This is a genomic window from Brevibacillus sp. 1238, assembly GCF_029892995.1.
GTDB classification, from domain to species: domain Bacteria; phylum Bacillota; class Bacilli; order Brevibacillales; family Brevibacillaceae; genus Brevibacillus; species Brevibacillus parabrevis.
The window spans coordinates 285,381-312,380 of the sequence record NZ_JARXWC010000003.1; the positions used below are offsets into that span (position 1 = coordinate 285,381).

Sequence of the window (27,000 nt, forward strand, 5' to 3'; positions counted from 1 at the left end):
TGGTAAGGTAAAGCAGAACATATGTGTCTGTATGGAACCAGGAGGACAGGTCATGAACAAGAATCGCACCAATGGTCTTGCCATCGTCGCCGCATTATCCGTAGCGCTGCTCAGTGGATGTGAGGCACCATCGCTGGATGGATTGCTCTCGACAAACAATCCGTCCCAGCCAGCAGGGAATACAGCGACAACGGCAGATGGTACACAAACAAACACAGCGGAGCCAACCGCGGGAGATTCCTCTCGCAGCAAATGGGCATCACTGGCGGAGACAATCCAGGACGTCAATGGAGTCCCGACGGTTACGAACCCGACTGATCTCGCCGTTGTCGTAAACAAGAAGCGGGCCTTGCCTGCTGACTATATTCCACCTGATCTGGTGGAGCCGAACGTCCCGTTTCCTTTTGATGAAAAAGTGGAAAAACGCATGATGCGCCAAGAAGCCGCCCAGGCGCTGGAGGAACTGTTTGCAGCTGCCAAGCAGGATGGCATCGAGCTGTACGCGGTTTCCGGCTATCGTTCGTACAAGACGCAAAAATCGTTGTACGAGACGTATGTACAGACACAAGGAGCGGAGCACGCCGCGGCGTACAGCGCTGTGCCAGGAAAAAGCGAGCATCAGACAGGGCTTGCGATGGACGTCTCTGGCGCCGATGTGAAAACGAGGCTGGAGGAATCGTTTGGAGAAATGCCGGAAGGGAAATGGCTGGCCGAGCATTGTGGTGAGTACGGCTTCGTCATCCGCTATTTGAAAGGCAAGGAAGACACGACAGGATACGCCTATGAGCCATGGCATTTGCGCTATGTAGGAAAAGACATGGCGAAAGACATCATGGCAGCGGGCCTGACGCTGGAAGATTACTTGTCTGCAAAGGCAACGGCTCAAAAGTAACCACCTCCCTTTCAGCGAAAATGTCTCGCCGCTTTCACAGAAAAAAGCCGCTCTACAAGGAGCGGCTTTTCCTATTCCTGCATATGCTTGTGAGACAGCAGGTCGTTATTTCGGCAGTCGGATATCCGTCAGCGGCCAATAGACGGCCTCTGCACGACCTACTACGTGGTCGAGCTTGACGGGGCCGATGACGCGGCTGTCCATGCTGTTGTTGCGATTGTCTCCCATCACGAACACACTGCCTTCCGGGATCGTAATCGGAGCGAAGTCTTCCGTCAACACCACTCCGGCAGCTGATGCTTGCAGCTTGTTGTTGGTCAAATACTCTTCGCTGAGCGGTTGCCCGTTGATGTACACCTGATCGTTTTTGGCCTCGACGGTATCTCCGGCTACGGCAATGACACGTTTGATCCAGTTATCGCCGCTCGCATCCGGATGGATGATGACGATATCGCCTGGCTTAGGCTCCTTGAGATAATAGATCGCCTTGTTGACGATGACACGTTCACGGTCGTGCAGCGTGCTCTCCATCGAGCGTCCTTGAACGACGTAGGGAGCCATGACAAACACGTAGATGAAGGCAGTCAAACCACCAATCAAGGCAAACGATTTTAACCAGTCGAGCAATTCTGTTTTCCATTTCGCTGAGCTTTTGGCTTGTTCCATCGACTTGATCTCCTATGTACATGGTTTCTTGGCAACGGATTGCCGTGGACAAAAGGGCGTCCAGTAGACGAGACTGCTCCTTTATTATACATGCAATACGAATGGATACGAAATAAGATTCAAGGAAATAAATGCCTGCTTGCCAGGAGAAAAGTTGCTGTCACGATTTTGCCATCTTCGCCTATTGTCAGTTTTTCCTGTTTGAGGTAAGATGATGTTGCAGATAAGTTTTACAGTAAAAATATTAAATAGTAAACACTTTGTCTCGGCTCATACATATCTTTCGCGGAAAGAAATAATTTTGGAAGGTCTATTGATCTTCATGTACTTTGCCTATATAGTTTTATAGTAAAAGTACTTATATTATTTACTTTCTGAAAATAGGTGATGTTGTGAGCGACATGTCCCGCGCCAGTAAAATCGAGGAACTGGATCGAGCATTTGTCGAGATGGCCCGCTTCTTTATCAGCCATTGGCTGGAAGAGGAAGGGTTGATTAGTCCCAAGCAGTTTATCTTGCTACGCGTGCTTCATCAAAAAGGGCGAAGTACGGTTTCTGAACTGGCGACCATACTCAAGCAGTCCAACAGTGCAACCACGATTGCTCTCAATCGGCTGGTGAAAGTCGGTTACATCGATCGGGTTCGTGACGAGCTGGATCGAAGAGTCGTCTGGGTGACGCTGTCGCAAAAAGCGATTCCGATGCTGGAAGGACTTTTGTGCCAGAGAAGGGCACTGGTTGCGAAACTGCTAGAAAACCTGAGCGATGAAGAAGTCGAGCAATTCACGTACTTCTTGCGCAAAATGAAGCAATGCATGTAGCACTGTCAAGCGGGTAGCAGGTCAGGGGCATTTCGGGAGACAATGTGTGTACTAGGAGAATGGAGTGTACACATATGAGAAAAAGCAGCACACTGATGATGGGTACTTTGGTTTTGGGAGCAGCATTGTTTGCACAAGGAGCTTGTGCCGAGGAAGCTTCCGTGAATACAACAGAAGCTTCTACTACGACTGCGGCACCAGCAGCTGAAACAACAGCGGCACCAACTACGACAGCACCAGTGGTTAACCAGACGCAAGCAGGAGCACCTGTTCAAGGCGCATGGGTTAAGCTTCCAGGTGAAGACGAGTATGTTTTTGTGAGCGGAACATTCGTTCCTTCGGCAAACTCCGCATCCGGCTGGGTACTCATGCCGAACGAAGATCAATTTGTTGCGACAAACAATTACCAAATCGTGCAATCGCCTAACAGCGGCTGGGCTTTCATGCCAGTAGAAGACCAGTTCGTTACAAAAAACAGCTTCCAAGTCGTGCAAGCACCAAACTCCGGCTGGGCTGCGCTGCCGAATGAAGATCAATTCGTCATTCTCGGTGACAAAACACCAGTATTCTCTCCTTCAGCTGGCTGGGCTGCTGCTCCAAAAGAAGATGAGAGTGTTACAATCGGACGCAACGCAACACAAGATATCACAAACAGAACTGGCTGGAGCCCAATGGTTCCTGCATCTGACAGCGACAAGTAAATCACTCGATAAAAAGACGCTTCGCCTACTTGGGCAAGGCGTCTTTTCTCATCTTTTTCCCGCGATGGCTAAATCAGGCGGGGCTCGCGCACACTATACCGATGAAAAAAGCGGAAGGAGCAGATGAAAGATGAGAGAAGAACGCAAGCAAGCACCGAGCGGGCAAATCACGCAGGCAGGGAACATGGACGCAACGCTGTATCAGGTGGACGAAGAGGACGCAGAGGGATTGGCGACTACGCAAGAATTGCTGAGCGACATTTACAAAATGGGGACGATCGAGGACAGAGGCACAGCGCAATAATAAGGAAGAGTGATGACAGCAACAAGCCAGCATGCTCGGTAGACGAAGGCTGGCTTGTTGTTGTGTGTATTTGATAAAATAAATTTTATTGACTTGTCGAGATTTATCAGCAAAAATACAATTGGAATCAGAAAATTTAAAAAGGGTGTGTCACGCATGAGAGACTCTCGCTTGGAGCAATTGGCCTACAACTTGGTTAACTATTCCGTTCGTGTACAACCAGGAGAAAATGTCCTGATCAATGCCAAAGGAAAAACGCCTGAACTGGTAGCGGCCCTGGTTCGTGAGATTTACAAGGCAGGAGGCAGCCCGCACGTTCAGCTGATCGATCCGGCTGTCAGCCGTGAGATCGCCATGAATTGCAACGAAGAGCAATTAAAAGCAATGGCGGCACACGAAGTAGCTCTGATGGAAAAAATGCAAGGCTACATCGGCATCCGCGCAGCCGACAACATCAACGAAATGGCAGATGTGCCGGGCGACAAGCTGGGCATGTACTCCCGCCTGTACGAGCTGCCGGTGATGAACGTTCGCGTACCAAAGACAAAATGGGTCGTGCTTCGCTATCCGAACCCGTCTATGGCCCAATTGGCGAACATGTCTACGGCTGCATTTGAAGACTTTTACTTCCAGGTGTGCAATCTGGACTACGCAAAAATGGACAAGGCGATGGACAGCCTCGTTGACTTGATGAACCGGACAGATGAAGTTCGTCTGGTAGGACCGGAAACAGACCTGACTTTCTCCATCAAAGACATCCCTGCGGTCAAATGTGCAGGACTGCGCAACATTCCTGACGGCGAAGTGTATACGGCTCCGGTGAAAAACTCGGTGAACGGAACCATTACCCACAATGCGCCTACACCGTACCACGGCTTCACTTTTGAAAATGTTCGCCTGACCTTCCGGGATGGCAAAATCGTGGAAGCAACCGCAAACGACAGCCAAAGACTGAACGAAATTCTCGATACAGACGAAGGCGCTCGTTATATCGGCGAGTTTGCCATCGGGGTCAATCCTTTCATTCGCAATCCGATGAAAGACATCTTGTTTGACGAAAAAATCGACGGAAGCTTCCACTTCACGCCAGGGCAATGTTACGACGAGGCGTACAACGGAAACAAGTCTTCTGTACACTGGGACATGGTTTCCATCCAACGCCCGGAATGGGGCGGGGGAGAAATCTGGTTTGATGGCGTCCTGATCCGTAAAGATGGCCGATTCGTCATCCCGGAACTGGAGTGCCTCAATCCGGAGAACTTGAAGTAAGCCTGGACGCTATCTTTTACTTGTCATATTGGCGCAATCTCTCTTGCGCCAACTGCATGTCCATCTCAAGCTGGAAGAGCATGTGCAGATTGCTGGTAGGCATGATCGTGCGCCGGGCCGAATGATAGAGAGTAGGCTTTAGCGATTTGATAATCGTCATGATCTCCACCATGGGCGGGATGACTTGCTTGATTCGGAGCAGGCTCTGCAAGTAACGGAGAAACTTTTGGATGCTGGCAGCGTCATCCTGATTGGGCAAAGTCTCAATCAAGGTACAGAAGTCGCGAACAATCATTCGTTTTGTGTCCAGAGGCTCCACTATATTAGTACGATTCACGATGGCTCCACCTCTCGGGTATGGGTAACGTTTTTCTTTTCTATTCCTCGATTTGCCCATAAGTAAACATGAAAATAGGAAAAAAGTCTGTGGTTTTTGCCATAGACTTTTTTTCATAGTTATTTTTCACTTTCATAAACGACCTTTTCTTCCAGCGGTATTCTTACGCGCAACAGCAGCCAGGCGTTGAATATCGTGAAGACAATGGCTGTGGTCGCGGCAGAAAACGTCAGCGGCAGGGTGATCAGCTCAACTGCGACTACGAGGTAGTTCGTATGGCGCATGACACGGTAAGGGCCTCGCCGGATCGGCTGTTCACCCGGTATGACGAGGATTCGCGTGTTCCAGCGTTTGCCCAGACTGCGTATGCACCAGTAGCGCAGCAGCTGAGCGGCCAAGAACAAGCCGAAACTATACGCCCACCAAGCGGGAAGGACAGCGGTAGGATTCGTGGAGGCGACTTCGGCTATGAGACTTGCGAAAAACAGCACATGGAAAAGCACGATGTACTTGTAATGTCCGGCTCCGATCTCCACGCCGCCGATGGAGCGAACGTAGCGGGCGTTGCGCGCGGCGAGCAGCAGTTCGCCCATGCGTTGCAGACAGACAGCAGCGATCACCAACGAAAAGAACAGCATCTCATCTACCTCGCTTCCAACAGGAGCAGTTCGGAGCTGAACCCAGGCCCAAGCGCAGCTACCAAGCCGCGATCGCCACGGTTCCACGGCTGCTCCATGCTTTTTTCCAGAACAAACAGCACAGTCGGGGATGACATGTTGCCAAAATGGCTCAGCACCTCCTCGGAGTGGCGGGTTGCAGCAGCGTCGATGCCAAGGGAGGATTGATAGGCGTCGATCACTTTTGCACCGCCTGGGTGAAAAATAAAATGGCGCAAGTGCTCCACTGTCGTTTGATGCGGCGTCAGGAAACGGTCGACATTTTCGCGCATGTACGTCTGAATCAGCGTGGGAATGTCGCGGGAAAAGATCACCTTCAGCCCCGGCTCGGTCAGCTCCCAGCCCATGACGTCAAGGGTGTCCGGCCACGTTGTCGTGCGAGCGTCGCAAAACTGTATGCTCGGTGCAGAAGCGCCTTTTGAGACAGGGACGCTGTCGCCGCTAACCACGACAGCGGCTGCTCCATCACCGAACAGGCAAGTGGCAACGAGGTTGCTTTTGGACAAATCTTGCCGGATAAAGGTCAGCCCGCACAGCTCCACGCTGATGAGCAGCACTCTGCGCCGAGGATAGGCGCCTGTGTATTCGCAGGAACGGGACAAGCCCATCGCTCCTCCGGCACAGCCCAATCCCCACAGGGGAATCCTGGTAATGTCGGAGCGCAGCCCCAGGCTGTTGACCAAGCGCGAATCGATGCTGGGCGTAGAAATCCCTGTGCTCGATACGAATACGAGGCAATCGATATCGGTCGGTTCCAGCCCGGCTTTTTGCAAGCATTTTCGTGCTGCTTCAAGCGACAAAGCTTCTGCATGCTGGATGTACAGCTGATTTTTTTCCGCGAAAGGCCGATCGTCGGAAAACCAATCCATTGGCATGCAAAAATGCCGTTTCTGGATGTTGCTATGGGCAAATACGTGAAGCAGCCGATCGATATCAGGAAAAGCATCCTGGAAAAAATGCCGGGCCAGCTGCATGGAATCTTCCTGGGTAATCTCATGAGGGGGAACGGCTGTCGAAACCGCATCGATACGGGGCATACGCTTTTCTCACTCCCGTTTGTCAGTTTGTGGCAATACAAATAGGCTTCCCCTTCCAATTGATCCCAATTCATCGTTTTCGAAACGATGCAGCCGATAGCATTTGCCAGAAATGAAACGAGGAACGCTGGTTTGTTTTCGCAATCATAATTCACCTGAACACACAACTGGGCAAAGGAAAAAGCCAGCATGCTGACGAGTGACACCTCGCCTTTCGCATCTGGCTTTTTGCGTAATCAGATTCGATGTTATTGGGATAGCGACTGCCCGCTTTCCGCATGCTCGGCAAGCGTCGCTTTTTTGACAAAACGGTATTGAAAAAGTCCGCCGATGAACAGGAGCAGCCCGAGAATCGAGAACCAGAACGCACCGCCGATTCCTCTGAAAGCGACGGCTCCGACAGAAGGGCCGATCGTTCCGGTAATCCCCCAGTTTGCCCCGAAGATGGCGAAGTAACGGCCGCGGTACTCCTCGGGGGCCATCACGGAAATCGCTTTCTGAATTTGCGGCCCGTACAGCATCTCGCCGATGGTGAACAAAATTTCCGCGAGCACGAGGATGAGGAAGCCAGGTGCCCAGCCATAGCCAAACCCGACACAGGCCAAAAACAGGTAAGCCACGAGAATGACCCGATGCGCAGGGAAGCGCTCCGCGAACTTGGCAATCGCGATTTGGCAACAGACGACCAGCACGCCATTGATCGTCATCAGGGTGGCAAAGACATTGAGAAAGTCCGTGTACTGTGTCCGCAAATGCTGAGGCAAAATGATTTCTACCTGAGAGTACAGAAGCGAGACAGGGATGGCGGCAAGCGTCATCCAGAAGAGCGCCGGATGCTCGGAAAGCTTGAGGCGAGGGCCTTGAGCGGTTTTGGCGGACTGTTTCGCCTGCGCTCTGATGTGATCTGGCAGTGTCTCAGGAATCTTCAAGAAGATGAGCAGACTGTAGACGAACAGCGTACAGGAACAGAGGCCAAAGGCGATGGCCGGATTGATTTTGTAAATGGCGACGCCGATGAGCGGGCCAGCCGCAGCGCCGAGATTGAGGGCTGTGTGCAAAAGGGCGAAAACTTCGCTGCGCTTTTCCTCAGGGACGACATCCGTAATTTGCGCGCTGGCAGCAGGCCAAAACAGCGAAGCGCCGACTCCGTTCAGGACGGTCAGGGCGGCAAACGTAAAAATCGACTCGGCCCAGATGTATCCAGCCATCGAGATCGCTTCGATCAGCAAAGCGGCGATCATCAGCGGCTTTCGGCCGTAGCGGTCGGAGAGACTCCCGGCGAAATAACCGGAGACGATGCTCGTCAACGGCTGCAGACTGGTGACCATAGCAGCCACGAGCAGATTCCCGTCCATCTTGTCATACAGATAGAAGGCGAGGAATGGGCGAAGCATAAAGCCTGCAAAAGTCGTAAGAATGGTCCCGATGACACGAATCCAGATGGTGGTGTCGTAGCGGGCAAGAATGTGATGAAACCAGGCCATGCAATTCATTCCCCCTGATCGATCAAGTTTATTTTGTAAGTATAGCGTACCCGTTAAGCGAAAAAAAAGAGGGTTGAGATAAATAGGAAAATTCCGACAAAACAAGTATAATTCACTTAATTCAGATAGATGAACATGAGATTTAGCAGATTGGTTCTTGAACAGTGACATAAACATAGGTAAAATATTCCTAACAATAAGGACAAAGGACCCATTTCTGATTGTTTCGGTGGGTCTTATGTAACGTATTGCTACATTGGATGGACCGGAGGTGGAGTGTGCCTTGGACTCACGCTGGATTGGCATGGGTGTGTCCTGTCTGATTATCATGATTTGGCTCTTTGTATGTGGGTTGCCTACCGAACTGTCGACGGTGTCATTCGTCGCCTTGGCCGCTATGATCCAGATCGCAGCTGGGTACAGGTTGGGAACATACGTAAATCGTCTGCGCCAAATGGCCTATCACGACTCGCTTACAGGCGTGTTGGTCAATCGCAGGTTTTTGGACAAGTTGATCCGCGAGATCAAGCTGGCGAAAATCCAGCAATATCCCGTTACGCTCTTATTCATCGATTTGGATAACTTTAAAAAATTCAATGATTGCCATGGTCATATGGAAGGGGATCGGTTGCTCTGCCAGTTCGCTGCGATTTTGCAAGCGAGTGTCCGCAGCCAGGACACGGTCGGGCGCTGGGGCGGCGAAGAGTTTGTCGTATTGCTGAAGCATGCGGATACACAGCAAGCGCTGGCAATCGGCGAGCGGATTCAAAACCAGGTCAGACAATCGCTGTCCGGCGTAACGGCAAGCATCGGCGTCGCTTCCTACCCGCATCATGCTGCAACAGCTGAGGAGTTGACACACAAGGCAGACACGTTGATGTACGAGGCCAAAAAACAGAAAGATTGCATGATCGTGGCCACTCATTAAAGATAAAAAAACAATAGATGGCAAGACTAACACCTGTATCCTTTTTGGGGGGACAGGTGTTTTTATGAGCAATTGTAAAGGAGGTTTACAAAAACTTAATATTATTTTAAAGAAAAATCTACACACTTGCCCTTGAATTTAAATTTACGTCAACAATAACTTTCGATATAATCGTTTAGGTGTGATTTATCCAAAGGAGTGAAGAAGGACCGTATGTTGAAATCTAACAAGTATATCTTCTTTGATCTGTTTGAACAGCAGATTGCCACGGTGCACAAAGGGACTCATCTTTTTTATGAAATGATAGGCAACTATCAGGATGTAGAAGCCAAGGTTAAGGCAATCAAAGCTGTTGAAAAAGAAGGGGATGAAATCGTTCGCCGAATCATGAACGAGTTGAATTCTACCTTTATCACTCCACTTGAGCGGGAAGACATTCACCAGCTCGCTCATACAATGGACTCGATGATCGATTACATTGACGGGGTTGCCGATCGCATGTACCTCTATCAGGTTCGCCAGCCAGAGCCTCGCGTTTTGGCGCAAGCAAACATCTTGGTGAAATGCTCCGCGAAGCTGATCGAACTCATCCGCACCTTGCGCAAGCTCGATCATCAAGTCGTCTCGAAAATTGCTAGAGAAATCAAAGACCTGGAGCACGAATCCGACTCGAATTACCGCAAAATGGTGTCCGATCTGCTGAACTCGCCAGATGCGAATCCGATCGAAGCAATCAAGCTCAAGGAAATTTACGACAAGCTGGAAGACTGTGCCGATTTTGCCGAGGACGTTTCGAACCTGGTGGAAGGGATCGTGTTAAAGAATGCTTGATCTTTCGCCAGAGGTGATCATTCTCGTTCTTGTCGTCATCATGGCGCTTAGCTTTGACTTCATCAACGGTTTTCACGACACGGCCAACGCTATTGCAACCTCTGTATCGACCCGAGCTTTGAGTCCGCGTACAGCGATTGTGATCGCCTCGCTATTCAACCTGCTCGGCGCCTTGACGTATACGGGTGTAGCGAAGACGATCGGGGGAAAAATTACGGACCCGTTCAAGCTGGAAAATGGACTGGTTGTCGTTTTGGCCGCTTTGACAGCAGCGATCTTGTGGAATCTGATCACCTGGTGGTTCGGTATCCCAAGCTCGTCCTCGCATGCCATCATCGGTGGCGTTGCTGGTGCTGCGGTTGGCGCATCCGGCTTTGGCTCCATCAACATGGAAGGCTTCATTGAGATCGTCAAAGCGTTGATCATTTCGCCAATCGTCGCTTTTGTTATCGGTTTTATTGTGATCAAAATCGTATCTGCTCTCGTGGCAAATACGGCCTATCATAAAACAAATCGCAGCTTCCGAATGCTGCAAGTCTTGTCCGCTTCCTGGCAGTCATTCAGCCATGGAGCCAACGATGCCCAGAAAACAATGGGTGTCATTACACTGGCATTGCTCTCTGGCGGCTTCCTCGTGCAGGAGCCGGGCGAGTTTACCATTCCGTTGTGGGTGAAGCTGTCTGCTGCGCTTGCCATGGCTTTGGGAACATCTTTTGGCGGCTGGCGGATCATCAAGACGATGGGTGGTAAGATTATGAAAATCAAGCCAATCAGTGGCTTTTCCGCCGACCTGTCTTCTGCCTTGATTATCACAATCTTTACTACTTTGAAACTGCCTGTCAGTACGACGCACGTAATCACTTCCTCCATTTTGGGGGTAGGGGCGTCACAAAAGCTGAACGCAGTGAAATGGGGCTTGGCTGGCCGAATCATCGTTACCTGGATCATTACGCTTCCGGTGACGGGTCTTCTCGCAGCTGCCTGTTACGTTGTCTTGGACGTTTTCCTGTAAAGGGAACGATACATGTCAAAAAAGACACCTTTCCTACGATGCCATTTCGTAGCGAGGTGTCTTTTTGCTTATCCAGACCCGGTCAACCGCTCCCACAAGCTGGCTTTCGGCTTGATTTGCACGAGCCGCACAGCCGAAAAAGGGATGTAGTCGAGCGAGCCGTCCCTTTCCTCGATCAAGATGCCGTTCACGCTGTAATCGTACAGCTTTCCGTCCACATACGAGGCAAGCCCGGGTCCAACCTTGTCCGGTGAAAAATGGATGCGGACGGGCCGATCCAAATACTCTTCCAATAGATTGTCATCCATCTGAAAACCCCTCCTGTTCTCTTAGTTATTTCCTGCATTGCGACAATTCAGACGAGGGAGACGAAAAAAACCACTCTGCCAGCGAGGCGAGAGTGGTTTTTACAATTGGTTTGATTGCTATTCCATTGAATTTTGAGAAGGTCTGGACTGCTTGCTTTTGCGAGCGAAGACCAGCATCAGGATGGCGCCGAGAGCGATCAGGCTCAGACTGACCAGCTGGGCGACCCGGAGCGTGTCGGCAATCAGCAGGCTGTCTGTGCGCATTCCTTCAATGAAGAAGCGTCCGATTGAATAAAGGATCATGTAGCTGAACAGCACTTGACCATCGAATTTTTTCAAACGGTAGAGCAACAGCATCAAAATGCCGAAGACGACCAGATTCCACAGCGATTCATACAAAAAGGTCGGGTGATAATACTGTCCGCCGATAAACATCTGATCGCGGATAAATGCCGGAAATTTCGCCATGAACTCAGCAGAGACCGTCTCTCCGTGTGCTTCCTGGTTGATGAAATTTCCCCAGCGGCCGATAGCTTGCCCCAGAATGACACTGGGCATGAAAATATCAGCCAGGCGAAGGAAGGGCAGATTGTGCTTGCGAATGTAGTACGTCCCCGCCAGAACTCCCCCGATCAGCCCGCCATGGATGGCGAGTCCGCCTTTCCAGACGGCGAAAATATCCATCAGGTTGTCTTTGTACTGCGCCCACTCAAATACAACATAATACAGACGGGCGCACACAATCGCTGCCGGGATGATCAGAACGACCATGTTCAGGACGTGGTCAGGATCGATGCCGGAACGTTTGGAATTGTGCCTCGCGAGGTATGTCCCGAGAAAGAAAGCCAATCCCATAATAATGCCATACCAGTGAATTTTAAGGGGTCCGAGCGATATTGCGATCGGATCAATCATGAAAATGCCTCCTTGCCTGAAAACGTCTGTGCACAGTATAGCACATCTGGGCGGCATGATTCCAACTAGAAGACTAGCGAGCGTGCAAAAAGTCAAGGATGGGATCGAGGGATGCTGGCTTGTCCGGTTGGGAGACGGCGGAAAAGAGATCTCCCAGCTCGCGTAGCCGCTCCGGGACGGTGTGCACGGTGTAAGCGGAGGGATGAGCCTGCGGCAGCTCTTCCCAGCGCAGCGGAGCAGAGACGGTCGCAAGTTTTTTTGCCCGTGTGGAATAAGGCGCAGGAAGTGTCTTGCCCCGCCAATGCTGGAGGTAGTCGATGTACAGCTTGGTGCCGCGGTTTTTGACCATGCGCTCGATAGTCAAAAAAGCGGGATGCTTGCTGACGAGATAGGAAGCGATAAAGTGCCCGACCTGTCTCGTTTGTTCAAACGCATAGCGGCGTTCAATCGGAACGTACACTTGCAGGCCGCTTGCACCGGACGTCTTGACGTAAGCGGGCAGCTTCAGCTCATCGAGCAGTTCTTTTAATAGAAGAGCTGACTCAATCACCACCGAGAAGTCGTCTGTGGATGGATCGAGATCAAACACCAGCTCTGTCGGTGTTTCGTCGGCAGCCAGGTGAAAGGAAACATGCCACTCCAAAGCGGCCTGATTCGCCATCCAGAGCAGCGTGGCTTCATCGTTGCACAACACATAGCGAACGTTTTCCCACGTATGAGTCTTGATCCAGTCAGGCGCATAGTCCGGGATGTTTTTTTGATAAAAATGCTTGTCGTGAATCCCGTGCGGGTAGCGGATTACGGTGAGCAGTCGATCATGGGCGTAGCGGAGCATGTAGGGAGCAACGGTCAGCAAGTAACGCAAGTAATCGAGCTTGGTCACGTTTGCTTCCGGCCAGAGCGGTTTTTCAGGGTTGCTGATGCTGATTGTACGTTCGGCGATGGTCAGCTCGTATTCTTTGGTTGCATAAGCCACGGCGGCACCTTCCTTTGGACGGCAGATGTGCTCCTACTTTCTCCTGATGGTCGATCAGCTATGCAAGCAGCAGGCGCACTGCATATCTTTCCAGCAAATCACCCATAATACGGTTAGCTTTCCAGTGGCTGGTGATGAGATGGAGTTCAAGAAAAAGAGCAAGACAAAAGAATTGTTGGAGACGATTGACACTTGCAGCTTGCTTGAGCTGGAAGGCATTCCGCTTTTTCCAAGCCTTGACGACAACATCGAAGTGCTGGAAAAGCTTTTTTCCGACTGCTCGGACTTTGTCATACGGGAGTTCCGGCAAAGGAACAGCGAGCGCGCGGCAGCGATCTTTGTTGATGGACTGATTGACACCAAAGAAGTGAACCAGGCGCTGCAATCTCTGATGGTGCTCGAAGACGGGGATGAGGATATTCGCGTTATCGAGGAACGGCTTCTGCCTGTTTCACAAATTGACAGGGTCAGCGACTACAAAGAGCTTTTGCAGGCGGTACTGTCTGGAGATACAGGAATTTTGGTCGATGGAAACGTGGAAGCGCTCACGCTCGGCATCCGCGGGGCAGAAAAGCGATCGGTCAACGAGCCGGAGGGGGAAGCGGTCGTCCGTGGACCTCGCGAGGGCTTTATTGAAAACATCCGCACAAATACGTCGATGCTTCGCCGCAAGTTGCGCACGCCCAGATTGAAAATGAAATCGTTGGTAGTGGGCCGCGAGACAAACACGAACATCGTGGTGGCTTTTTTGGAAGGAATCGCAGACCCGCAAGTCGTGGATGAAGTTTCCCGGCGAATCAGCAATATCGACATAGATGCGGTTTTGGAGAGCGGCTATATCGAGGAGCTGATCCAGGACAACGTGTACTCGCCTTTTCCGCAGCTGATGTACTCGGAGCGGCCGGATACGGTAGCGGCTTCGCTGCTGGAGGGACGGGTCGCGATTTTTGTGGACGGCACGCCGATGGTCTTGCTCGCCCCGGCTACGTTCTGGATGATGCTGCAAGCGAGCGAGGATTACTTCGAGCGCTTCCAGATGACGACGCTGCTTCGCTGGCTGCGCTATTTGTTTATGGTGATTGCGCTCGTGACTCCTGCCTTGTACGTGGCGATTACGACCTACCACCAGCAAATGCTGCCGACCACGCTCTTGCTTAGCGTAGCCGCTGCGCGCGAAGCGATTCCTTTTCCGGCGATTGTCGAGGCGCTCATCATGGAGATCGCTTTCGAAGCATTGCGCGAAGCGGGGATTCGCCTCCCGAAAACGGTCGGGCAGGCCGTGAGTATTTTGGGCGCGCTGGTAGTTGGGCAAGCTGCCGTACAGGCGGGGATTGTTTCGGCGCCGATGGTGATTGTCGTTTCGCTTACGGGGATCGCGTCTTTTACGATTCCGCATTTCAATGTAGCGATTTCGCTGCGCATGCTTCGGTTTCCGCTGATGATCGCAGCCTCGATTCTCGGCATCTACGGGATTTTGGTGGGTGTCTTGCTGATTTTGGGTCATATGGCCAACCTGCGTTCGTTTGGAGTGCCTTATTTGTCTCCGCTTGCGCCTATGTCGATTGGAGACATGAAAGACGTCCTGGTACGAGTGCCCTGGTCATTCATGGAAAAACGCCCCAGCTTTCTAGGAATCCAAAATGCGCGAAAGATGAACGCGGGTTTTGCCAATAAAGTCCAGCAAAGAGGAGGGCAGGCAGGGACTACGAGCGGCGGGAAATCTGACGGGGAGGGAAAAGCGTGAGACGTCTTACTCCGATAGTCGTGTTGCTTTTATGTCTCTTGCCTGTGGCAGGCTGCTGGGATCGGCGTGAAGTCAACGACATGGCACTCGTGATTGCGATGGCTATGGACAAGGAGCCAAACGGGCAATACCGCTTGTCCGTCCAGGTGCCGCTTGTCAGCAGTCTCGGCTCGACGTCGGGGGGAGGCGGCGGGACGAGCGGTGACAAGTCTTACTATGTTGATTCCGCTGTGGGCAAGACGATCCGGGAAGCGAACAATATTATTCAGTCGCGGATGTCGCGTCAACTGTACTACTCCCACCATCGCATGATTGTCATCGGAGAACAGCTCGCCAAGGAGGGAATGAGCGACGTATTGGATATCGTAGCGCGATTTCCCGAGAATCGTTTAACGGCCTATTTGGTCATGACCAAAGGAAAAGGGATTGAGCTGTTGAACGCCCAGCCGCAGTTTGAGCGCTTTTCGGGAGAGGCGATGCGTGAACTGGTCAAGATGGAGGCGATTGCCGTATCGCTCAAGGATGTAGCCCAGATGCTGACGACACCGGGGGTCGATGCCTTTCTGCCCATCATTGATGCTGTTGATTCTCATCCGAAGGGCAAGTCAAAAGAAGTGGAGTTTATGGGGATTGGCTTGTTTCGCGGGGACAAGCTTGTTTATATGGCAAAATCTCAGGCGATCAAAGGTCTTCGCTGGTTCCAACGAACGTTCACCCCTTTTTCGGTGGTCGTTTCCCTGAATGACAAAGAGCGGCTGACGGTCTACTTTTCCAAAGGGAAAGCGGACTTGAAGCCTGTCATTAAAAAAGGGCGCATTCATTACGATATTACGGTTTTTGCGACGAGTGTCGTGGTTGAAAACATGACGAGTCTTGATCTGGATCAGAAAAAAAATATTGCCTTAATCGAGAACAAGCTAAAAAAAGAAGTCGAGGTCAGCGTCAAGGACACGTTGAATTTGATGCAAAAGTATCGGACGGACACGATCGGACTCGGGATCATTTTAGCCAGACAGTTCCCGAAAGAATGGCGGGATACGTATCGAAAAAACTGGAATGATCACCTGCCGGACATAACGTTCCAAATCCACAGCAAAGTCGTCGTGCAAGACGTTGGGCAAACGACCAAAAACATAACGAAGGAAGAAGGCGGACGTGAATAGACTGTTCCTGCTTTTGTTTGGGCTGATGCTAGTTTGTTCCTTTTGGGATTTTATACTGAAGCGCAAGCATATGGAGAGAAAACAGCAAATCGTCATCTACTCCCTCTACGCGCTTTCCGTCATCGGGATATACGCTGTGCAATATCAGCACGACAAAATGCTCTCGACCGGATTTTTTCTGAACATCTTCACGCCTCAGGTGAAAACATGGATCGAACATATGTTGTAGAGGAGGGAGAGCATGATACATAAGCAAGTCGTCAATCACCGGCAAATTGCCTGGTTGGTCGGCAGTTTGTTGATGACAGGGATGATGATCAGCTTTTTGCGGACAGTCGTGCAGGTCGCCAAAATGGATGCATGGTTCTCGCAAATTCTCCCAGCCTGCTACGCTTTGTTGGTAGCGTATGTCTTGTCGGAGCTGGTGCGCGCCTACCCCGGCAAAAATTTGTTTGAGATAGTGTTCATCATCTGCGGCAAATGGATCGGTGGATTCATCAATCTGTTGATCCTCTTTTACATTTGGATCATTCTCGCTCTCGATATAAAAGGCGCCGCGGACTTTTTGCACGTCTCCCTGCTGCCGCAGACGCCTTTGGAAATCATTCTGCTCGTGTTCGTTTTGCTGTTGATGTATTACGGCAAGACGAGTCTGGAAGTGGCAGCGCGGGTAAACGAGATTTACTTTCCCGCCTACTTTATCATGTGCCTGATGCTGTACTTTCTCTTAATGAACGAGTACAGCATCGAGCGGCTGGAACCGATCCTCAGTACGACTTTCGAACGGATTGCAGTGAGCAATCTGCTCCCGCTCGGCGTCTATGGGGATATATTGCTATTCGGGGCGTTCTTGCACGCCAGCAGCGAGCCAAGGCTTCTGTTTGCGGCGATGAAGCACGGGATCATGATTGTGTGCTTCACGACGACGATCATGATCTTGATTTTGCTTGGAGTGATGGGATACGTCATCGCGAGCAGGCTTAATTTTCCGATCTATATTCTCGTCCAGCAAATTCATCTGACCGATTTTCTTGACCGGGTGGAAATGATTTTGTTCAGCCTGTGGTTCCCCGCGTTCAGCATTAAAGTAATCGTCGCGTATTTGGCTTTTCTCGTAGGGGTTGGATCGTTTGGCGGACAGCTGCATTACAATACGTACAATGCGCCGTGCGGCTGTTTTCTGGTTGTGTCAACCTTGCTTGCTTTTCCGAAGGTCGCTGATATCGACCAGTTTATCAGCTACAGCTTTCCTTTTATCGTCATCTTGTTTCAGGTGCCGCTGCTTCTGTTTTTGTTTATCGTCGCCCGCAGGAAAAAGCGGGAGGAAGGCCAGACCTTGATCCCCAGAGGAACGAAGCTGCATCGGTTTTACCGCATGATGGTGTGGGGAGGAGCGATCAGCTTCGCAGGCTGTATTCTGACGATCTTGCTTGGAGACATGCTCAGCGACAAATCTCCCGCAGCCGGAATTGCCACCGCGATCGCCTACATTATTTTCATGGTCATTGCGCTCCTTGCCAGTTACGGAGAAATGCAGGCCCTTAATCACGGGAAACAAAGGCTGGGCCGTCCCAAACAACAAGGAAACTTTCGGCAGTAGCAGGCGGGGAGTCGGCGATCAATTGATTTGCTTCCACGTACAGTCAGCCAAACTGCCATCGACAAACGCTTGAATACTCGGCTGGCGCATCGTCAATCCGGAGGTCCATTCCATGAACTGGACTTTGGCGATCAGCTCCGGTTTTAGCCAGAGAGTGTCTTTTTTTCGTTCCGGTTGATTGGCAAAAGGCATGCTGTCTAGGAGCAGCGGTTTGATCCGTTCGGTCAGGTCGCGCCAATCGCGCTGGGTCAGCTTCCCGGTGCCTGCATGACCGATGTACACAAGTCTTCCGGCGTCGTCAAACAAGCCAAGCAGGACGGCATTCACGACGCCATCGCGCAGCGTGACACCGCCGATTGCGGCATACAGATCGTGAAAAATCTTGAGTTTTTGCCAACGCGCATCTTTTCCGCTCGGGAGGTAGGTGCTCGTCAAGTCTTTGCAGACGATTCCTTCCATGTGATGTTGCTTCATCACATCGTACAAGCTGTGCGGGTCACTGACATTTTGTACGATCTGCACATTTGGCTCGGGAAGCATGATCTGCGCTAGAATCTCTTGTCTCTCGCCGAGCGGTTTGTCGGTTACCCAGCTGCCATTCCAATACAGGACGTCAAACACCATGTAGGTGACGGGAGTTTGCTCGATGGCGAGCTGGATGCTCAGTTCCTTGCGCAGGCTGTCTCTTTTCATGATTTCGTGGAAAGACGGTTTTTGGCTGTCAAAAGCGATCATCTCTCCGTCGAGAATGACAGATGAGGCGGAACAGTAGCGTTCGAGCCGGGCAAATTCGGGGTATTGCCTCGTGCGATCATTCTTTTTGCGATTGATGAGCTGTGTCTTGTTGCCGTCGTGGTAGGTGAGCATTCTGACCCCGTCCCACTTCACCTGGGCAATCCAGTTGCTTCCGGCTGGTATCGTTTCGGTTTGGATCGGTTCAAAAGGGGTGATCGGTTCAAGTGGCATAGGGCCTCCGTAATTGCTTTGCTTGAAGTTCCGCTGGAGCGGTCGCTCGCATTCGTACAGTCCCACGATTGTTTGCGGTCTATGCAAAGAGTCTTGAACAGCAGTTGTGATCGAATTTTACGAAACTTCTTAGTTGATTAAGTATTGAATATAAGGTATACTAGAGAAAATTTCATATGAATCGACATTCATATGAAGAGAGCATGAACAAGTATGGATGGGCTATATCCGCCGGATGGCTTGAAACCTCCTAATCGTGGTACGTCCACCACAGTGCGTAAGGGGAGAGTCGTTCTTTGGATATAGCCCTTTTTTTCATTGATCTAGAAATAGACTGTAGTTTATAATTACTATGGTAATGATTTTGAGGAACAGCCTGGACTTGCTTGCTGGAAGCTGGCGAGCCGCATGTTTACGGAAAGAAGGAATTGACTTGCCATTTCTTCGGTTTAAAGGTTTTGAAAAAGCAAAGCTGCAATCGGTTGCGCCCCTTATTATAGAAGAGTTTGCCCGCATCGCTGAAGTGAGCGAGGAAAAAGTCAAGCTGGAGCTTCTGCTGGTCGAGCAGTTGACGAACAGCCCGTTGTCTCTGGAAATCATGATGTTCCCGCGAGAACAGAACAAGCACGATGAGATTGCCAGCACGATGAATCGCATCTTGCAGAAGCAAGGCTTCGAGAACGTCCATCTCTTTTTTATCCTGCTGTCGCCTGAGCTGTACTATAAGGAAGGGTTGCCGCTACAGGTCAAGGCTTCCCGCTGAATCCGGCAGGCAAAAAAGGTCGAAATCCCATGACGAGGGATTCCGACCTTTTTTTGTGTCATACGCGCTCTAATAATAGAGGCTTTCTGTTTGCAAGCATTTGGAGCAGGTGCGCGCCAGCGATGTTTCGACGAACTCGTGCGCGCATTCTTTTTGCAGACGGAACAGCTGGCGTTTCAGACTTTCCAAATCCACCTCCAGGCGAGCGATTTCAGCGCGCAAACGCAAGGCTTCATTCAATGTCTTGCCACCTCCAGGCGTTTATTGGTACAACTGGCTTCCTTGCTCGCGGAACTCGCGGGCTTTTTCCTGCATGCCTGCCGCGATGGCCGCAGGCTCGTTTTGTTCCTGCTCCTGCGCTTGCTGACGGATGTCGTGCGAGATTTTCATGCTGCAAAATTTCGGGCCGCACATCGAGCAAAAGTGCGCGGACTTGGCTGCTTCCGCAGGCAGTGTCTCATCGTGATATTCGCGGGCGCGCTCAGGATCGAGAGACAGGTTGAATTGATCGTTCCAGCGAAATTCAAAGCGGGCTTTGGACAGCGCGTCGTCACGCTGTTTGGCTCGCGGATGTCCCTTGGCCAGGTCGGCTGCATGAGCGGCGATTTTGTAGGCGATCAGGCCGTTGCGCACATCTTCCTTGTTCGGCAGTCCCAGGTGCTCTTTGGGCGTCACGTAGCAGAGCATCGCTGTCCCGAACCAGCCAATCATCGCTGCGCCAATCGCAGAGGTGATGTGGTCGTAACCGGGAGCGATATCAGTGGTTAATGGTCCGAGCGTGTAAAAAGGAGCTTCGTGGCACATCTCCAGCTGTTTGTCCATGTTCTCGCGAATCAGGTGCATCGGAACGTGACCAGGCCCTTCAATCATCACCTGCACGTCGTGCTTCCAGGCGATTTTCGTCAGCTCCCCGAGTGTTTCCAGCTCGGCAAACTGCGCTTCGTCATTGGCATCCGCAATCGAGCCGGGGCGCAGACCGTCTCCAAGCGAGATGCTGATGTCGTACGCTTTGAGAATGTGGCAAATTTCTTCAAAGTGGGTGTACAAAAAGTTTTCTTCATGGTGGGCGAGACACCAAGCCGCCAAAATGGAGCCGCCACGCGAGACGATCCCGGTAACGCGTTTTGCCGTCAATGGAATGTAGCGCAGCAGAACGCCAGCGTGGATGGTGAAGTAATCGACTCCTTGTTCGGCCTGCTCGATCAATGTATCCCGATACACTTCCCAGGTCAGGTCTTCCGCTTTGCCATTAACCTTTTCCAGCGCCTGGTAAATCGGCACGGTACCGATTGGCACGGGGCTGTTGCGGATGATCCATTCACGGGTCGTATGAATGTGCTTTCCGGTCGACAAATCCATGATCGTATCGGCGCCCCAGCGCACGGACCAAATCATTTTCTCCACTTCCTCTTCCATCGAGGAGCTTACGGCCGACGTGCCGATATTGGCGTTGACTTTGACGTGAAAATTCCGCCCGATAATCATCGGCTCCGCTTCCGGATGATTGATGTTGGCCGGAATAATCGCGCGCCCGGCAGCTACTTCGGCTCTGACAAATTCGGGGGTCACTCCTTCGCGAATCGCGATGTATTCCATCTCTGGCGTAATGATCTGCTGGCGGGCGTAGTGAAGCTGGGTGACATTTTTTCCTGGCAAAGCGCGTTTGGGCCGATAGCCTTCGCGCGGAAAAGCTGGCATCGTCACCGCTTTTTCGCTGCTTCTGATTCCGTCGTCAACAAGTTGTGGCTCCCGGCCGACATAGCTTTCCGTATCGCCGCGTTCCTCGATCCACGCTTTGCGCACTAGCGGCAAGCCTTTTTCGATGTCCGCGACATATCCGTCAGCGGTGTATTCGCCGCTCGTGTCGTAGACGCGCAAAGGCGGATTGGGGGTAGAGCCGAACAACCCTTCGCTTGCTTGAAGGGTGATTTCGCGCATCGGCACGCGGATGTCAGGGCGACTGCCGACCTCGTATACTTTGCGGCTACCGGGAAAAGATGAAATGGATGACATGAAAAAACCTCCTTGGCGTGGTTGCACGAAGCGCGAACCTTGTAGGGAGGCGAAAGAGGCCCGTCGCGAAAAAACGCCGCATGGGAGCATGCGACGCCAGACGCGAGAGTAGAGAAGCAACGGGTATTTTGCAAAAAGATACACGTCACTTGTCGTGTCATATGGACATTCCTCCGCTGGCATTACCCAGTTCAGGTTCAACGGTCGATGGCACAGTACCATCCTCTCAGCCTGGTGATTTCCAAGCTCCCGTGCTTGTTTGTAGTTGTGATTGCAAGATTAGGATACCGGAGAACGCCCATCGTTGGCAAGAAAAAGTTTCCAACAAAAATTGCCACAGGGCAACACATTTTCCCCCCCTCTATACTCATGAATCGGACTAAAACTGTTTCTGTAGACCCACACGAATCGCGTCTGTTACGATGTAATTCGATCAAAAAGAAACTGCTTTATGACGCTTCGTTCTTGTCTTTTGAGCGAACGGAGTGATTGAGATTTTTGAGGTGATGGAGTGTGGATGTATATTCGGATCTGAAGCAAGGGGAACGGGGCGCGTGGGTCAGTATTATTGCCTATATCTTTTGCTCGGCGTTAAAAATAGGAGTTGCTGTGCTGACGGGATCGGAAGCGTTGATGGCAGATGGCTTGAACAACTCGACAGACGTGGTGGCATCGATTGCGGTCCTGATCGGCCTGCGCATTGCCCGCAAGCCGCCTGACCACGATCACCCGTACGGCCATTTTCGCGCGGAGACGATTTCGGCCTTGGTCGCGTCATTCATCATGCTGTTTGTCGGCTTGCAAGTCGTGACGGAAGCGGTTCCTTCGCTGTTTGATCAAAAAACGACGGCACCGGATTTGCTCGCAGGCTGGACGGCATTGGCGACAGCGGCGATCATGCTGGGCGTGTACCGCTACAACCGTCAGCTCGCTTTGCGAACAAACAGTCAGGCGTTGCTGGCTGCGGCCGCTGACAATCGCTCGGACGCCTTCGTCAGCATCGGGACGTTTGTGGGCGTTGCGGGGGCGCAGTTCCAGCTTTACTGGCTTGACCCGCTGGCTGCTTTGGTAGTCGGAGTCATCATCCTGAAAACAGCGTGGGATATTTTCCGGGAAGCGACCCATCGCTTGACCGACGGCTTTGACGTAGAAGAGTTGGGGGAACTGAAAGAGACGATCTCGTCCATCGCCGGAGTAAAAGATATTAGCGATATTAAAGCGCGTTACCACGGCAGCAGCGTGCTGGTTGACGTCGTGATCCATGTGGAGCCGCACCTTAATGTGGTAGAAAGCCACACCATCACCGAACACATCGAAGAACGCATGAGACGTGTGCACAAAATCAATACCGTTCATATTCATATCGAGCCAGAGCAGCAACTGGTCGAAAAATAAGCAAAAAACCTGTCCGTATCGGGCAGGTTTTTTTGCATGGCGTTACACGGGAGTCGCTTTTTTGCGACGCAGCTTTTTGGTTGTGGTCATCGCCTCGCTTTGCGCTGGCATTTGCTTGGGAGCTGCTGCGGTCGGCTCTGCGGGAGTTGCGCGCTTGCGGCTTGGCTTCGGTTTCGCTGCTGCTGGCGTAGGCTCAGGCTCGATTTTTACCGGACCAGGCGAAGTGCCTGCGGTAGAAGCGAGACTTTCCTTCAACGCTTGCATCAGGTCGATGACATTCGTCCGAGCGACGGTCGGTGCCGTGGCAATCTCCTGGCCTTCCAGCTTTTTCTCGATCATTTTTTGCAGCTCGCTGCGGTATTCATCGGTGTATTTGGCTGGGTCAAACGGAACGGTCATATTGCCGATCAGCTCGGTTGCCATTTTCAGCTCGTTTTCCGCCAAGGGGATGGTCGCCTCTGGCAAGGCAGGCACTTGATTGACTGGCCGTACTTCGTCAGGATAAAAAATCGTTTCCAGCATCATGCAATGCTCATACAGCCGAATGACGGCGAGACTTTGCCGATTGCGCATCGTCACCTGGGCAATCGCGATTTTTCCGGTTTGGCCCATCGCGGCGCGAAGCAGGGCGTACGCTTTTTCTCCTGTGTCCTGAGGAGACAGAAAGTAGCTTTTGTCAAAGTAAACCGGATCGATCTCCGACAAGTCCACAAAATCGAGAATCTCAATAGCTCGGCGGGTTTCGGGGGTGATCGCCTCCAGGTCCTCGTCGTTGATCATGACGAAGTGGCCTTTTTCATACTCGTAGCCGCGAACGATCTCGCTGGCGTCCACTTCCCGCTGACAATGCGGGCACATTTTCGTGTATTTGATGGGGGTGTTGCATTCCTTGTGCAGCTGGCGGAAGCGAATATCCCGTTCTTCTGTCGCCGTAAACATGCGAACCGGGATGTTGACCAGGCCGAAGCTGATTGATCCTTTCCAGACGGTGTGCATACGATTCCTCCCGATTCGGTAGTGGCATAAGGCTGGGGCTGGATGCTGCTACGAGGTAAGTGATGAGATGGGTGCGGCCGTTTTGCTTATTGTTTGTAGGCAGCCAGACGAAGCTGCGAGGGAAATGCAGGCGGGAAACATTGACACAGACGAGCTTGCTTTCCATTCCATGAAAAAACCAGCCGATCGCATGGGACGGCTGGTTGCGTTCTTTTTGCCCGATTTTACTGCCCGTGTTTGACGATGTCGGACTGGTCCGCCCGCGATTGCATTTCGCGTGCCGCTTCGCTGCCAATGCCTGTACGATCCGCGATGGACTGGGCTTTGGCTGCTTTCAGCTTTTGCTCGGACGGTTGTTTTGCTGCCATGTCAATTCCCCCTTTTGGAACATGTGCAAGTAGTATGCGCATGCCGGGAACAAAAAAATACCCCCTCGTCAAATGACGATGGGGCAGCTGTTCAACTCCTCCCGCGAAGGGAGCGATGGCACGGAATGCTCCTATCAGACACGCCGCGCGCCTAAGTGAACTGCCTTTCAATTATGGGAGAGGAGAAACCGGAGGAAGAGCTTATGGGGAAACGTAAGTCTTCTCCGCGGTTGTCAGCGACACCGTTGCGTCGCTATCCATCATGTTTTCCAAACTTTGCGTCTCGTATACCTGAAGCCGGCATAAATTTTCCAGTTGCCAATTTTACGGGGGTAGGCAGTTGTGATAGTATGATATCAGCCTGAAGGCAGAACGGCCTTGGTACAGGCGGCATTTATCTTCTACAAACTTCTTTGAACAGGTGAACAATTATGCGCGTCATCGCAGGAGAACACAGAGGTAGAAAACTTGCGGCCGTCCCTGGAAGCGGAACGCGTCCGACGACCGACAAAGTGAAAGAATCGATTTTCAACATGATCGGCCCGTACTTTGATGGGGGCTGGGCATTGGATTTGTATGCCGGCACAGGCAGCTTGGGCATTGAGGCGTTAAGCAGGGGAGCGGACAAAGCTGTCTTCGTCGAGCGCGATGCCAAAGCGTTTTCTGTCGTCAAGCAAAATGTCAGCGCCTGCCGCCTTGATGCATACGCAGAAATGTACCGCATGGATGCGGATCGAGCCATCCGGCAATTGGCAAAGCGGGAGCAGCCGTTTGATCTCGTTTTTTTGGACCCGCCGTATGCGAAGCAAAACATCGTGGAAGAAATCACTCAGCTACAACAGCTTGGTCTGCTCGCAGCAGGTGCCTGGATCGTCGCCGAACACGACAGCAAGGACTCGTTTCCCGCTGCCATCGGCGATTGCGTCAAAGATCGCGAGGCTACGTACGGCGAGACAGCGGTCACTTTGTACTATTACGAGCCGCAGCAAGAAGCATAGGAACGCCTCGCTTTTTGCGGTCGCATTCCATTTCATGAAAAACGTCGAGACGTTTTTCACAGAAAAAAGGGGGAGGCAACATGGCGATTGCCGTTTGCTCGGGAAGCTTTGATCCGGTTACATATGGACACCTCGACATTATCAGTCGGGGGGCAAAAGTGTTTGACAAAGTCATCGTGGCAGTTCTGATCAACTCCAAAAAAAATTCCCTGTTCAGCGTAGAGGAGCGCGTCGAGATGCTTCGTCAGGCGACAGCGGACATGAGCAATGTGGAGATCGACTCTTTTGACGGCTTGCTGATCGATTACATGAACAAGCGCGGAGCCAAAGTGATCATTCGCGGTCTTCGCGCTGTGTCCGACTTCGAGTACGAAATGCAGGTTGCTTCCATCAACAAAAAGCTCGACGATCAGATCGAGACCTTTTTCATGATGACCAACAATCAGTATTCGTATCTCAGCTCCAGCATCGTAAAAGAAGTGGCAAGGTACAAGGCAAGTGTCGCCGATCTGGTGCCGCCAGCGATTGAAGAAGCGCTCAAGCGCAAATTGGCCAGCGAGTAACCGAGTTTACCTCGGCTTGCTGCTGCGAAAGTAACGGGTGAGCAAGCTGATGCCGAAAAGCAGAACAGCCACCCCTGCCGCGAGCGTGCCAGAAAAAGCGATCGTCTCCCACCAGCTTGTAACGGGGATTCCGGAAGTGGTCGGCACGAAGACGGGAACGCTTTTTTCCAAAAACCAGTTGCTCGCTTTGACCAGCGGCTGCCAGAAAACAAAGGTCAAAATGGCCGCCAATAAAGCGTGGAGAGCACGCGCAATCAAATAAGGCGCTACCCGGATGTCTGTTTCGCTGAGAATGCTGGCGACTTGCGCATGGACGCTCAGTCCGCCCCAGGACAGTATGGCGCTGGCGATCGCAGCTTTCCAGACCATGGATACGGCATCGGGAACGACACTGGCTGCCTGCGCGCCCAACGTGACTTCAAACAGCCCGGCGACGATGGCTTTGGAAAAGGCGGGAGGAAAGCCAAAGGGACCGAGGAAAATAGCGAGAAACGTACTGATCAATTGGGTCAGGTGAATCGCTTGAAACAACTGAATCAACACAGAGAACACGATGATAAAGCCACCGATCATGAGCAAGGTGTTGAGCGCTGACTGCACGGCATCCCCCATGAGTTTGCCAAACGGCCGACCGTCGCGGATTCGCGCCCGGTGCATGGCTTGCAGCGCGCGGAGCGGGAGGGGCAAATTCGTTTTTTCCAAAGGCTTGGTTATGGCAGCAAACGGCGCGTGGAAACGGTAAATCAGCCCCATGATGACTGCCGACAAATAGTGGGTCAAGGCGAGGACGACTCCCATTTGCTCGCTGTGGAAAAAGCCGATTGCCACCGCGCCCATGACAAACAGCGGATCTCCCGTCGTCGTAAAAGATACGAGCCGTTCCCCTTCCGCTTTGGAGATATTGCTCTGCTGGCGCAAGCGGGTAGTCAGCTTGGCTGCCACCGGATATCCCGATGAAAAGCCCATGGCGAGCACAAATCCGCCTGTTCCCGGAACATTGAACAAAGGGCGCATCAACGGTTCCAACAGCACGCCAACAAAGTGAACGACTCCGAGTCCCATCAATATTTCCGAGAGGACGATAAACGGGAGCGTGGACGGGAATACGACCTCCCACCAGATTTTGAGTCCACGGACGGCGGCTTCAAAAGAAATTTGCGAGTAAATGACAAGGGTCAAGACGAGCGCGACTGTCGAGAGGGCAAGCAACAAGGTGAAAAACGGTGAGTGGCGTGACATGGAATCCTCCTGTGTCGACGAAAAGATCATAGTA

The 27,000-nt window shown here is 51.9% G+C and carries 30 protein-coding genes and 1 riboswitch; of the genes, 16 read left to right on the forward strand and 14 right to left on the reverse strand.

Translation table 11 applies throughout. From position 1 onward, the window contains the following. The first annotated feature begins 52 nt into the window (after positions 1-52). Entirely contained in the window at positions 53-892 is an 840-nt protein-coding gene (locus M2298_RS08955) for a M15 family metallopeptidase (protein ID WP_122965131.1), read from the forward strand. Positions 893-997: 105 nt separating this feature from the next. Here the strand turns inward: M2298_RS08955 and lepB are convergent, their stop codons facing one another. Next, positions 998-1,558 carry a signal peptidase I gene (lepB, locus tag M2298_RS08960; RefSeq protein ID WP_122965132.1) on the reverse strand — a complete coding sequence of 187 codons (561 nt, stop codon included), beginning with the start codon at positions 1,556-1,558 and terminating at the stop codon, positions 998-1,000. Between the two features lie 392 nt (positions 1,559-1,950). Between lepB and M2298_RS08965 the strand changes: the two genes are divergently transcribed. The 4 genes from M2298_RS08965 (at position 1,951) to M2298_RS08980 (ending at position 4,653) form a co-directional block, all read left to right on the forward strand. Then, complete coding sequence (locus M2298_RS08965) at positions 1,951-2,379, forward strand: MarR family winged helix-turn-helix transcriptional regulator (protein ID WP_122965133.1); 429 nt, start codon at positions 1,951-1,953, stop codon at positions 2,377-2,379. 74 nt (positions 2,380-2,453) lie between these two features. After that, entirely contained in the window at positions 2,454-3,080 is a 627-nt protein-coding gene (locus M2298_RS08970; protein WP_122965134.1) for a hypothetical protein, read from the forward strand. A gap of 130 nt (positions 3,081-3,210) precedes the next feature. Further along, positions 3,211-3,384 carry a hypothetical protein gene (locus tag M2298_RS08975; protein WP_167470326.1) on the forward strand — a complete coding sequence of 58 codons (174 nt, stop codon included), beginning with the start codon at positions 3,211-3,213 and terminating at the stop codon, positions 3,382-3,384. 156 nt (positions 3,385-3,540) lie between these two features. After that, a complete protein-coding gene (locus tag M2298_RS08980; RefSeq protein WP_063229818.1) occupies positions 3,541-4,653 on the forward strand; it encodes an aminopeptidase in 1,113 nt (370 codons plus the stop codon). A 16-nt stretch (positions 4,654-4,669) separates the two neighbouring features. Here M2298_RS08980 and M2298_RS08985 read toward each other — a convergent pair whose 3' ends face one another. The 4 genes from M2298_RS08985 to M2298_RS09000 form a co-directional block, all read right to left on the reverse strand. Continuing rightward, positions 4,670-4,990, reverse strand: a complete 321-nt coding sequence (locus M2298_RS08985; RefSeq protein WP_122965135.1) for a hypothetical protein — start codon at positions 4,988-4,990, stop codon at positions 4,670-4,672. 119 nt (positions 4,991-5,109) lie between these two features. After that, a complete protein-coding gene (locus M2298_RS08990; RefSeq protein WP_122965136.1) occupies positions 5,110-5,628 on the reverse strand; it encodes an isoprenylcysteine carboxyl methyltransferase family protein in 519 nt (172 codons plus the stop codon). Positions 5,629-5,633: 5 nt separating this feature from the next. Then, the gene (locus M2298_RS08995; protein WP_122965137.1) at positions 5,634-6,704 is read right to left on the reverse strand and encodes a type III polyketide synthase; all 1,071 of its coding nucleotides are present in this window, start codon (positions 6,702-6,704) and stop codon (positions 5,634-5,636) included. 248 nt (positions 6,705-6,952) lie between these two features. Further along, a complete protein-coding gene (locus tag M2298_RS09000) occupies positions 6,953-8,188 on the reverse strand; it encodes an MDR family MFS transporter (protein WP_122965138.1) in 1,236 nt (411 codons plus the stop codon). Between the two features lie 283 nt (positions 8,189-8,471). Between M2298_RS09000 and M2298_RS09005 the strand changes: the two genes are divergently transcribed. From M2298_RS09005 to M2298_RS09015, 3 genes are all read left to right on the forward strand, one after another. Further along, positions 8,472-9,116, forward strand: a complete 645-nt coding sequence (locus tag M2298_RS09005) for a GGDEF domain-containing protein (RefSeq protein ID WP_122965139.1) — start codon at positions 8,472-8,474, stop codon at positions 9,114-9,116. Between the two features lie 213 nt (positions 9,117-9,329). Then, a complete protein-coding gene (locus M2298_RS09010) occupies positions 9,330-9,947 on the forward strand; it encodes a DUF47 domain-containing protein (RefSeq protein WP_005836349.1) in 618 nt (205 codons plus the stop codon). After that, on the forward strand, positions 9,940-10,959 hold the full coding sequence (locus M2298_RS09015) for an inorganic phosphate transporter (protein ID WP_122965140.1): 1,020 nt from the start codon (positions 9,940-9,942) through the stop codon (positions 10,957-10,959). The genes M2298_RS09010 and M2298_RS09015 overlap by 8 nt, the downstream gene beginning before the upstream one ends. A 68-nt stretch (positions 10,960-11,027) precedes the next feature. Here M2298_RS09015 and M2298_RS09020 read toward each other — a convergent pair whose 3' ends face one another. The 3 genes from M2298_RS09020 to ligD all read right to left on the reverse strand — a co-directional run bounded on the left by M2298_RS09020 (position 11,028) and on the right by ligD (position 13,158). Next, positions 11,028-11,267, reverse strand: coding sequence for a hypothetical protein (locus M2298_RS09020; protein ID WP_173596468.1), 240 nt, complete (start codon positions 11,265-11,267; stop codon positions 11,028-11,030). Positions 11,268-11,384: 117 nt separating this feature from the next. Then, positions 11,385-12,182 carry a prolipoprotein diacylglyceryl transferase gene (lgt, locus tag M2298_RS09025; protein ID WP_122965142.1) on the reverse strand — a complete coding sequence of 266 codons (798 nt, stop codon included), beginning with the start codon at positions 12,180-12,182 and terminating at the stop codon, positions 11,385-11,387. A 73-nt stretch (positions 12,183-12,255) separates the two neighbouring features. Then, positions 12,256-13,158 carry a non-homologous end-joining DNA ligase gene (ligD, locus tag M2298_RS09030; protein ID WP_173596469.1) on the reverse strand — a complete coding sequence of 301 codons (903 nt, stop codon included), beginning with the start codon at positions 13,156-13,158 and terminating at the stop codon, positions 12,256-12,258. 139 nt (positions 13,159-13,297) lie between these two features. On the opposite strand from ligD, the gene M2298_RS09035 reads away from it, so the two are divergent. The 4 genes from M2298_RS09035 to M2298_RS09050 are packed head-to-tail and all read left to right on the forward strand — an operon-like array spanning position 13,298 to position 17,665. Further along, positions 13,298-14,902 carry a spore germination protein gene (locus M2298_RS09035; RefSeq protein WP_173596470.1) on the forward strand — a complete coding sequence of 535 codons (1,605 nt, stop codon included), beginning with the start codon at positions 13,298-13,300 and terminating at the stop codon, positions 14,900-14,902. Continuing rightward, positions 14,899-16,065, forward strand: a complete 1,167-nt coding sequence (locus tag M2298_RS09040; protein ID WP_122965145.1) for a Ger(x)C family spore germination protein — start codon at positions 14,899-14,901, stop codon at positions 16,063-16,065. Before M2298_RS09035 ends, M2298_RS09040 begins: the two co-directional genes overlap by 4 nt. Continuing rightward, positions 16,058-16,294 (forward strand): hypothetical protein, encoded by a 237-nt coding sequence (locus tag M2298_RS09045; protein WP_173596471.1) that lies wholly within the window; start codon positions 16,058-16,060, stop codon positions 16,292-16,294. Before M2298_RS09040 ends, M2298_RS09045 begins: the two co-directional genes overlap by 8 nt. Before the next feature lie 12 nt (positions 16,295-16,306). Beyond that, positions 16,307-17,665, forward strand: coding sequence for a GerAB/ArcD/ProY family transporter (locus M2298_RS09050; RefSeq protein WP_122965147.1), 1,359 nt, complete (start codon positions 16,307-16,309; stop codon positions 17,663-17,665). Between the two features lie 18 nt (positions 17,666-17,683). Here the strand turns inward: M2298_RS09050 and M2298_RS09055 are convergent, their stop codons facing one another. After that, on the reverse strand, positions 17,684-18,631 hold the full coding sequence (locus tag M2298_RS09055) for an ATP-dependent DNA ligase (protein ID WP_173598901.1): 948 nt from the start codon (positions 18,629-18,631) through the stop codon (positions 17,684-17,686). A gap of 433 nt (positions 18,632-19,064) precedes the next feature. Here M2298_RS09055 and M2298_RS09060 point away from each other — a divergent pair, with 433 nt between their 5' ends. Next, positions 19,065-19,394, forward strand: a complete 330-nt coding sequence (locus M2298_RS09060) for a DUF1904 family protein (RefSeq protein WP_122965149.1) — start codon at positions 19,065-19,067, stop codon at positions 19,392-19,394. A 69-nt stretch (positions 19,395-19,463) separates the two neighbouring features. On the opposite strand, the gene M2298_RS09065 is transcribed toward M2298_RS09060, so the two are convergent. Continuing rightward, entirely contained in the window at positions 19,464-19,634 is a 171-nt protein-coding gene (locus tag M2298_RS09065; RefSeq protein WP_280648451.1) for a hypothetical protein, read from the reverse strand. Between the two features lie 21 nt (positions 19,635-19,655). Next, positions 19,656-21,407: a phosphomethylpyrimidine synthase ThiC gene (gene thiC, locus M2298_RS09070; protein ID WP_280648452.1), complete on the reverse strand. Its 1,752-nt coding sequence runs from the start codon at positions 21,405-21,407 to the stop codon at positions 19,656-19,658. A 151-nt stretch (positions 21,408-21,558) separates the two neighbouring features. Beyond that, a riboswitch (TPP riboswitch) is annotated at positions 21,559-21,670 on the reverse strand. Positions 21,671-21,920: 250 nt separating this feature from the next. Between thiC and M2298_RS09075 the strand changes: the two genes are divergently transcribed. Beyond that, on the forward strand, positions 21,921-22,802 hold the full coding sequence (locus M2298_RS09075; RefSeq protein ID WP_122965151.1) for a cation diffusion facilitator family transporter: 882 nt from the start codon (positions 21,921-21,923) through the stop codon (positions 22,800-22,802). Between the two features lie 42 nt (positions 22,803-22,844). On the opposite strand, the gene ku is transcribed toward M2298_RS09075, so the two are convergent. Together ku and M2298_RS09085 are read right to left on the reverse strand one after the other, a co-directional pair. Then, positions 22,845-23,798: a non-homologous end joining protein Ku gene (gene ku, locus M2298_RS09080; RefSeq protein ID WP_173598898.1), complete on the reverse strand. Its 954-nt coding sequence runs from the start codon at positions 23,796-23,798 to the stop codon at positions 22,845-22,847. Positions 23,799-24,022: 224 nt separating this feature from the next. Beyond that, positions 24,023-24,166 carry a hypothetical protein gene (locus M2298_RS09085; RefSeq protein ID WP_167470328.1) on the reverse strand — a complete coding sequence of 48 codons (144 nt, stop codon included), beginning with the start codon at positions 24,164-24,166 and terminating at the stop codon, positions 24,023-24,025. Positions 24,167-24,597: 431 nt separating this feature from the next. On the opposite strand from M2298_RS09085, the gene rsmD reads away from it, so the two are divergent. Together rsmD and coaD are read left to right on the forward strand one after the other, a co-directional pair. Further along, positions 24,598-25,164, forward strand: coding sequence for a 16S rRNA (guanine(966)-N(2))-methyltransferase RsmD (rsmD, locus tag M2298_RS09090; RefSeq protein WP_122965154.1), 567 nt, complete (start codon positions 24,598-24,600; stop codon positions 25,162-25,164). Positions 25,165-25,244: 80 nt separating this feature from the next. Continuing rightward, a complete protein-coding gene (gene coaD, locus M2298_RS09095) occupies positions 25,245-25,727 on the forward strand; it encodes a pantetheine-phosphate adenylyltransferase (RefSeq protein ID WP_063227686.1) in 483 nt (160 codons plus the stop codon). 6 nt (positions 25,728-25,733) lie between these two features. On the opposite strand, the gene ylbJ is transcribed toward coaD, so the two are convergent. Then, positions 25,734-26,966: a sporulation integral membrane protein YlbJ gene (gene ylbJ / locus M2298_RS09100; RefSeq protein WP_173598897.1), complete on the reverse strand. Its 1,233-nt coding sequence runs from the start codon at positions 26,964-26,966 to the stop codon at positions 25,734-25,736. Positions 26,967-27,000 lie beyond the last annotated feature (34 nt).

What these genes read in the sequence shown, in the direction of transcription:
- M2298_RS08955 (WP_122965131.1), top strand. Translation starts at nt 53, where the DNA reads ATGAACAAGAATCGCACCAATGGTCTTGCCATCGTCGCCGCATTATCC.
- lepB (WP_122965132.1), bottom strand. Translation starts at nt 1,558, where the DNA reads ATGGAACAAGCCAAAAGCTCAGCGAAATGGAAAACAGAATTGCTCGAC.
- M2298_RS08970 (WP_122965134.1), top strand. Translation starts at nt 2,454, where the DNA reads ATGAGAAAAAGCAGCACACTGATGATGGGTACTTTGGTTTTGGGAGCA.
- M2298_RS08975 (WP_167470326.1), top strand. Translation starts at nt 3,211, where the DNA reads ATGAGAGAAGAACGCAAGCAAGCACCGAGCGGGCAAATCACGCAGGCA.
- M2298_RS08980 (WP_063229818.1), top strand. Translation starts at nt 3,541, where the DNA reads ATGAGAGACTCTCGCTTGGAGCAATTGGCCTACAACTTGGTTAACTAT.
- M2298_RS08990 (WP_122965136.1), bottom strand. Translation starts at nt 5,628, where the DNA reads ATGCTGTTCTTTTCGTTGGTGATCGCTGCTGTCTGTCTGCAACGCATG.
- M2298_RS08995 (WP_122965137.1), bottom strand. Translation starts at nt 6,704, where the DNA reads ATGCCCCGTATCGATGCGGTTTCGACAGCCGTTCCCCCTCATGAGATT.
- M2298_RS09000 (WP_122965138.1), bottom strand. Translation starts at nt 8,188, where the DNA reads ATGGCCTGGTTTCATCACATTCTTGCCCGCTACGACACCACCATCTGG.
- M2298_RS09010 (WP_005836349.1), top strand. Translation starts at nt 9,330, where the DNA reads ATGTTGAAATCTAACAAGTATATCTTCTTTGATCTGTTTGAACAGCAG.
- M2298_RS09015 (WP_122965140.1), top strand. Translation starts at nt 9,940, where the DNA reads ATGCTTGATCTTTCGCCAGAGGTGATCATTCTCGTTCTTGTCGTCATC.
- M2298_RS09020 (WP_173596468.1), bottom strand. Translation starts at nt 11,267, where the DNA reads ATGGATGACAATCTATTGGAAGAGTATTTGGATCGGCCCGTCCGCATC.
- lgt (WP_122965142.1), bottom strand. Translation starts at nt 12,182, where the DNA reads ATGATTGATCCGATCGCAATATCGCTCGGACCCCTTAAAATTCACTGG.
- M2298_RS09035 (WP_173596470.1), top strand. Translation starts at nt 13,298, where the DNA reads ATGGAGTTCAAGAAAAAGAGCAAGACAAAAGAATTGTTGGAGACGATT.
- M2298_RS09050 (WP_122965147.1), top strand. Translation starts at nt 16,307, where the DNA reads ATGATACATAAGCAAGTCGTCAATCACCGGCAAATTGCCTGGTTGGTC.
- M2298_RS09055 (WP_173598901.1), bottom strand. Translation starts at nt 18,631, where the DNA reads ATGCCACTTGAACCGATCACCCCTTTTGAACCGATCCAAACCGAAACG.
- thiC (WP_280648452.1), bottom strand. Translation starts at nt 21,407, where the DNA reads ATGTCATCCATTTCATCTTTTCCCGGTAGCCGCAAAGTATACGAGGTC.
- ku (WP_173598898.1), bottom strand. Translation starts at nt 23,798, where the DNA reads ATGCACACCGTCTGGAAAGGATCAATCAGCTTCGGCCTGGTCAACATC.
- M2298_RS09085 (WP_167470328.1), bottom strand. Translation starts at nt 24,166, where the DNA reads ATGGCAGCAAAACAACCGTCCGAGCAAAAGCTGAAAGCAGCCAAAGCC.
- rsmD (WP_122965154.1), top strand. Translation starts at nt 24,598, where the DNA reads ATGCGCGTCATCGCAGGAGAACACAGAGGTAGAAAACTTGCGGCCGTC.
- coaD (WP_063227686.1), top strand. Translation starts at nt 25,245, where the DNA reads ATGGCGATTGCCGTTTGCTCGGGAAGCTTTGATCCGGTTACATATGGA.
- ylbJ (WP_173598897.1), bottom strand. Translation starts at nt 26,966, where the DNA reads ATGTCACGCCACTCACCGTTTTTCACCTTGTTGCTTGCCCTCTCGACA.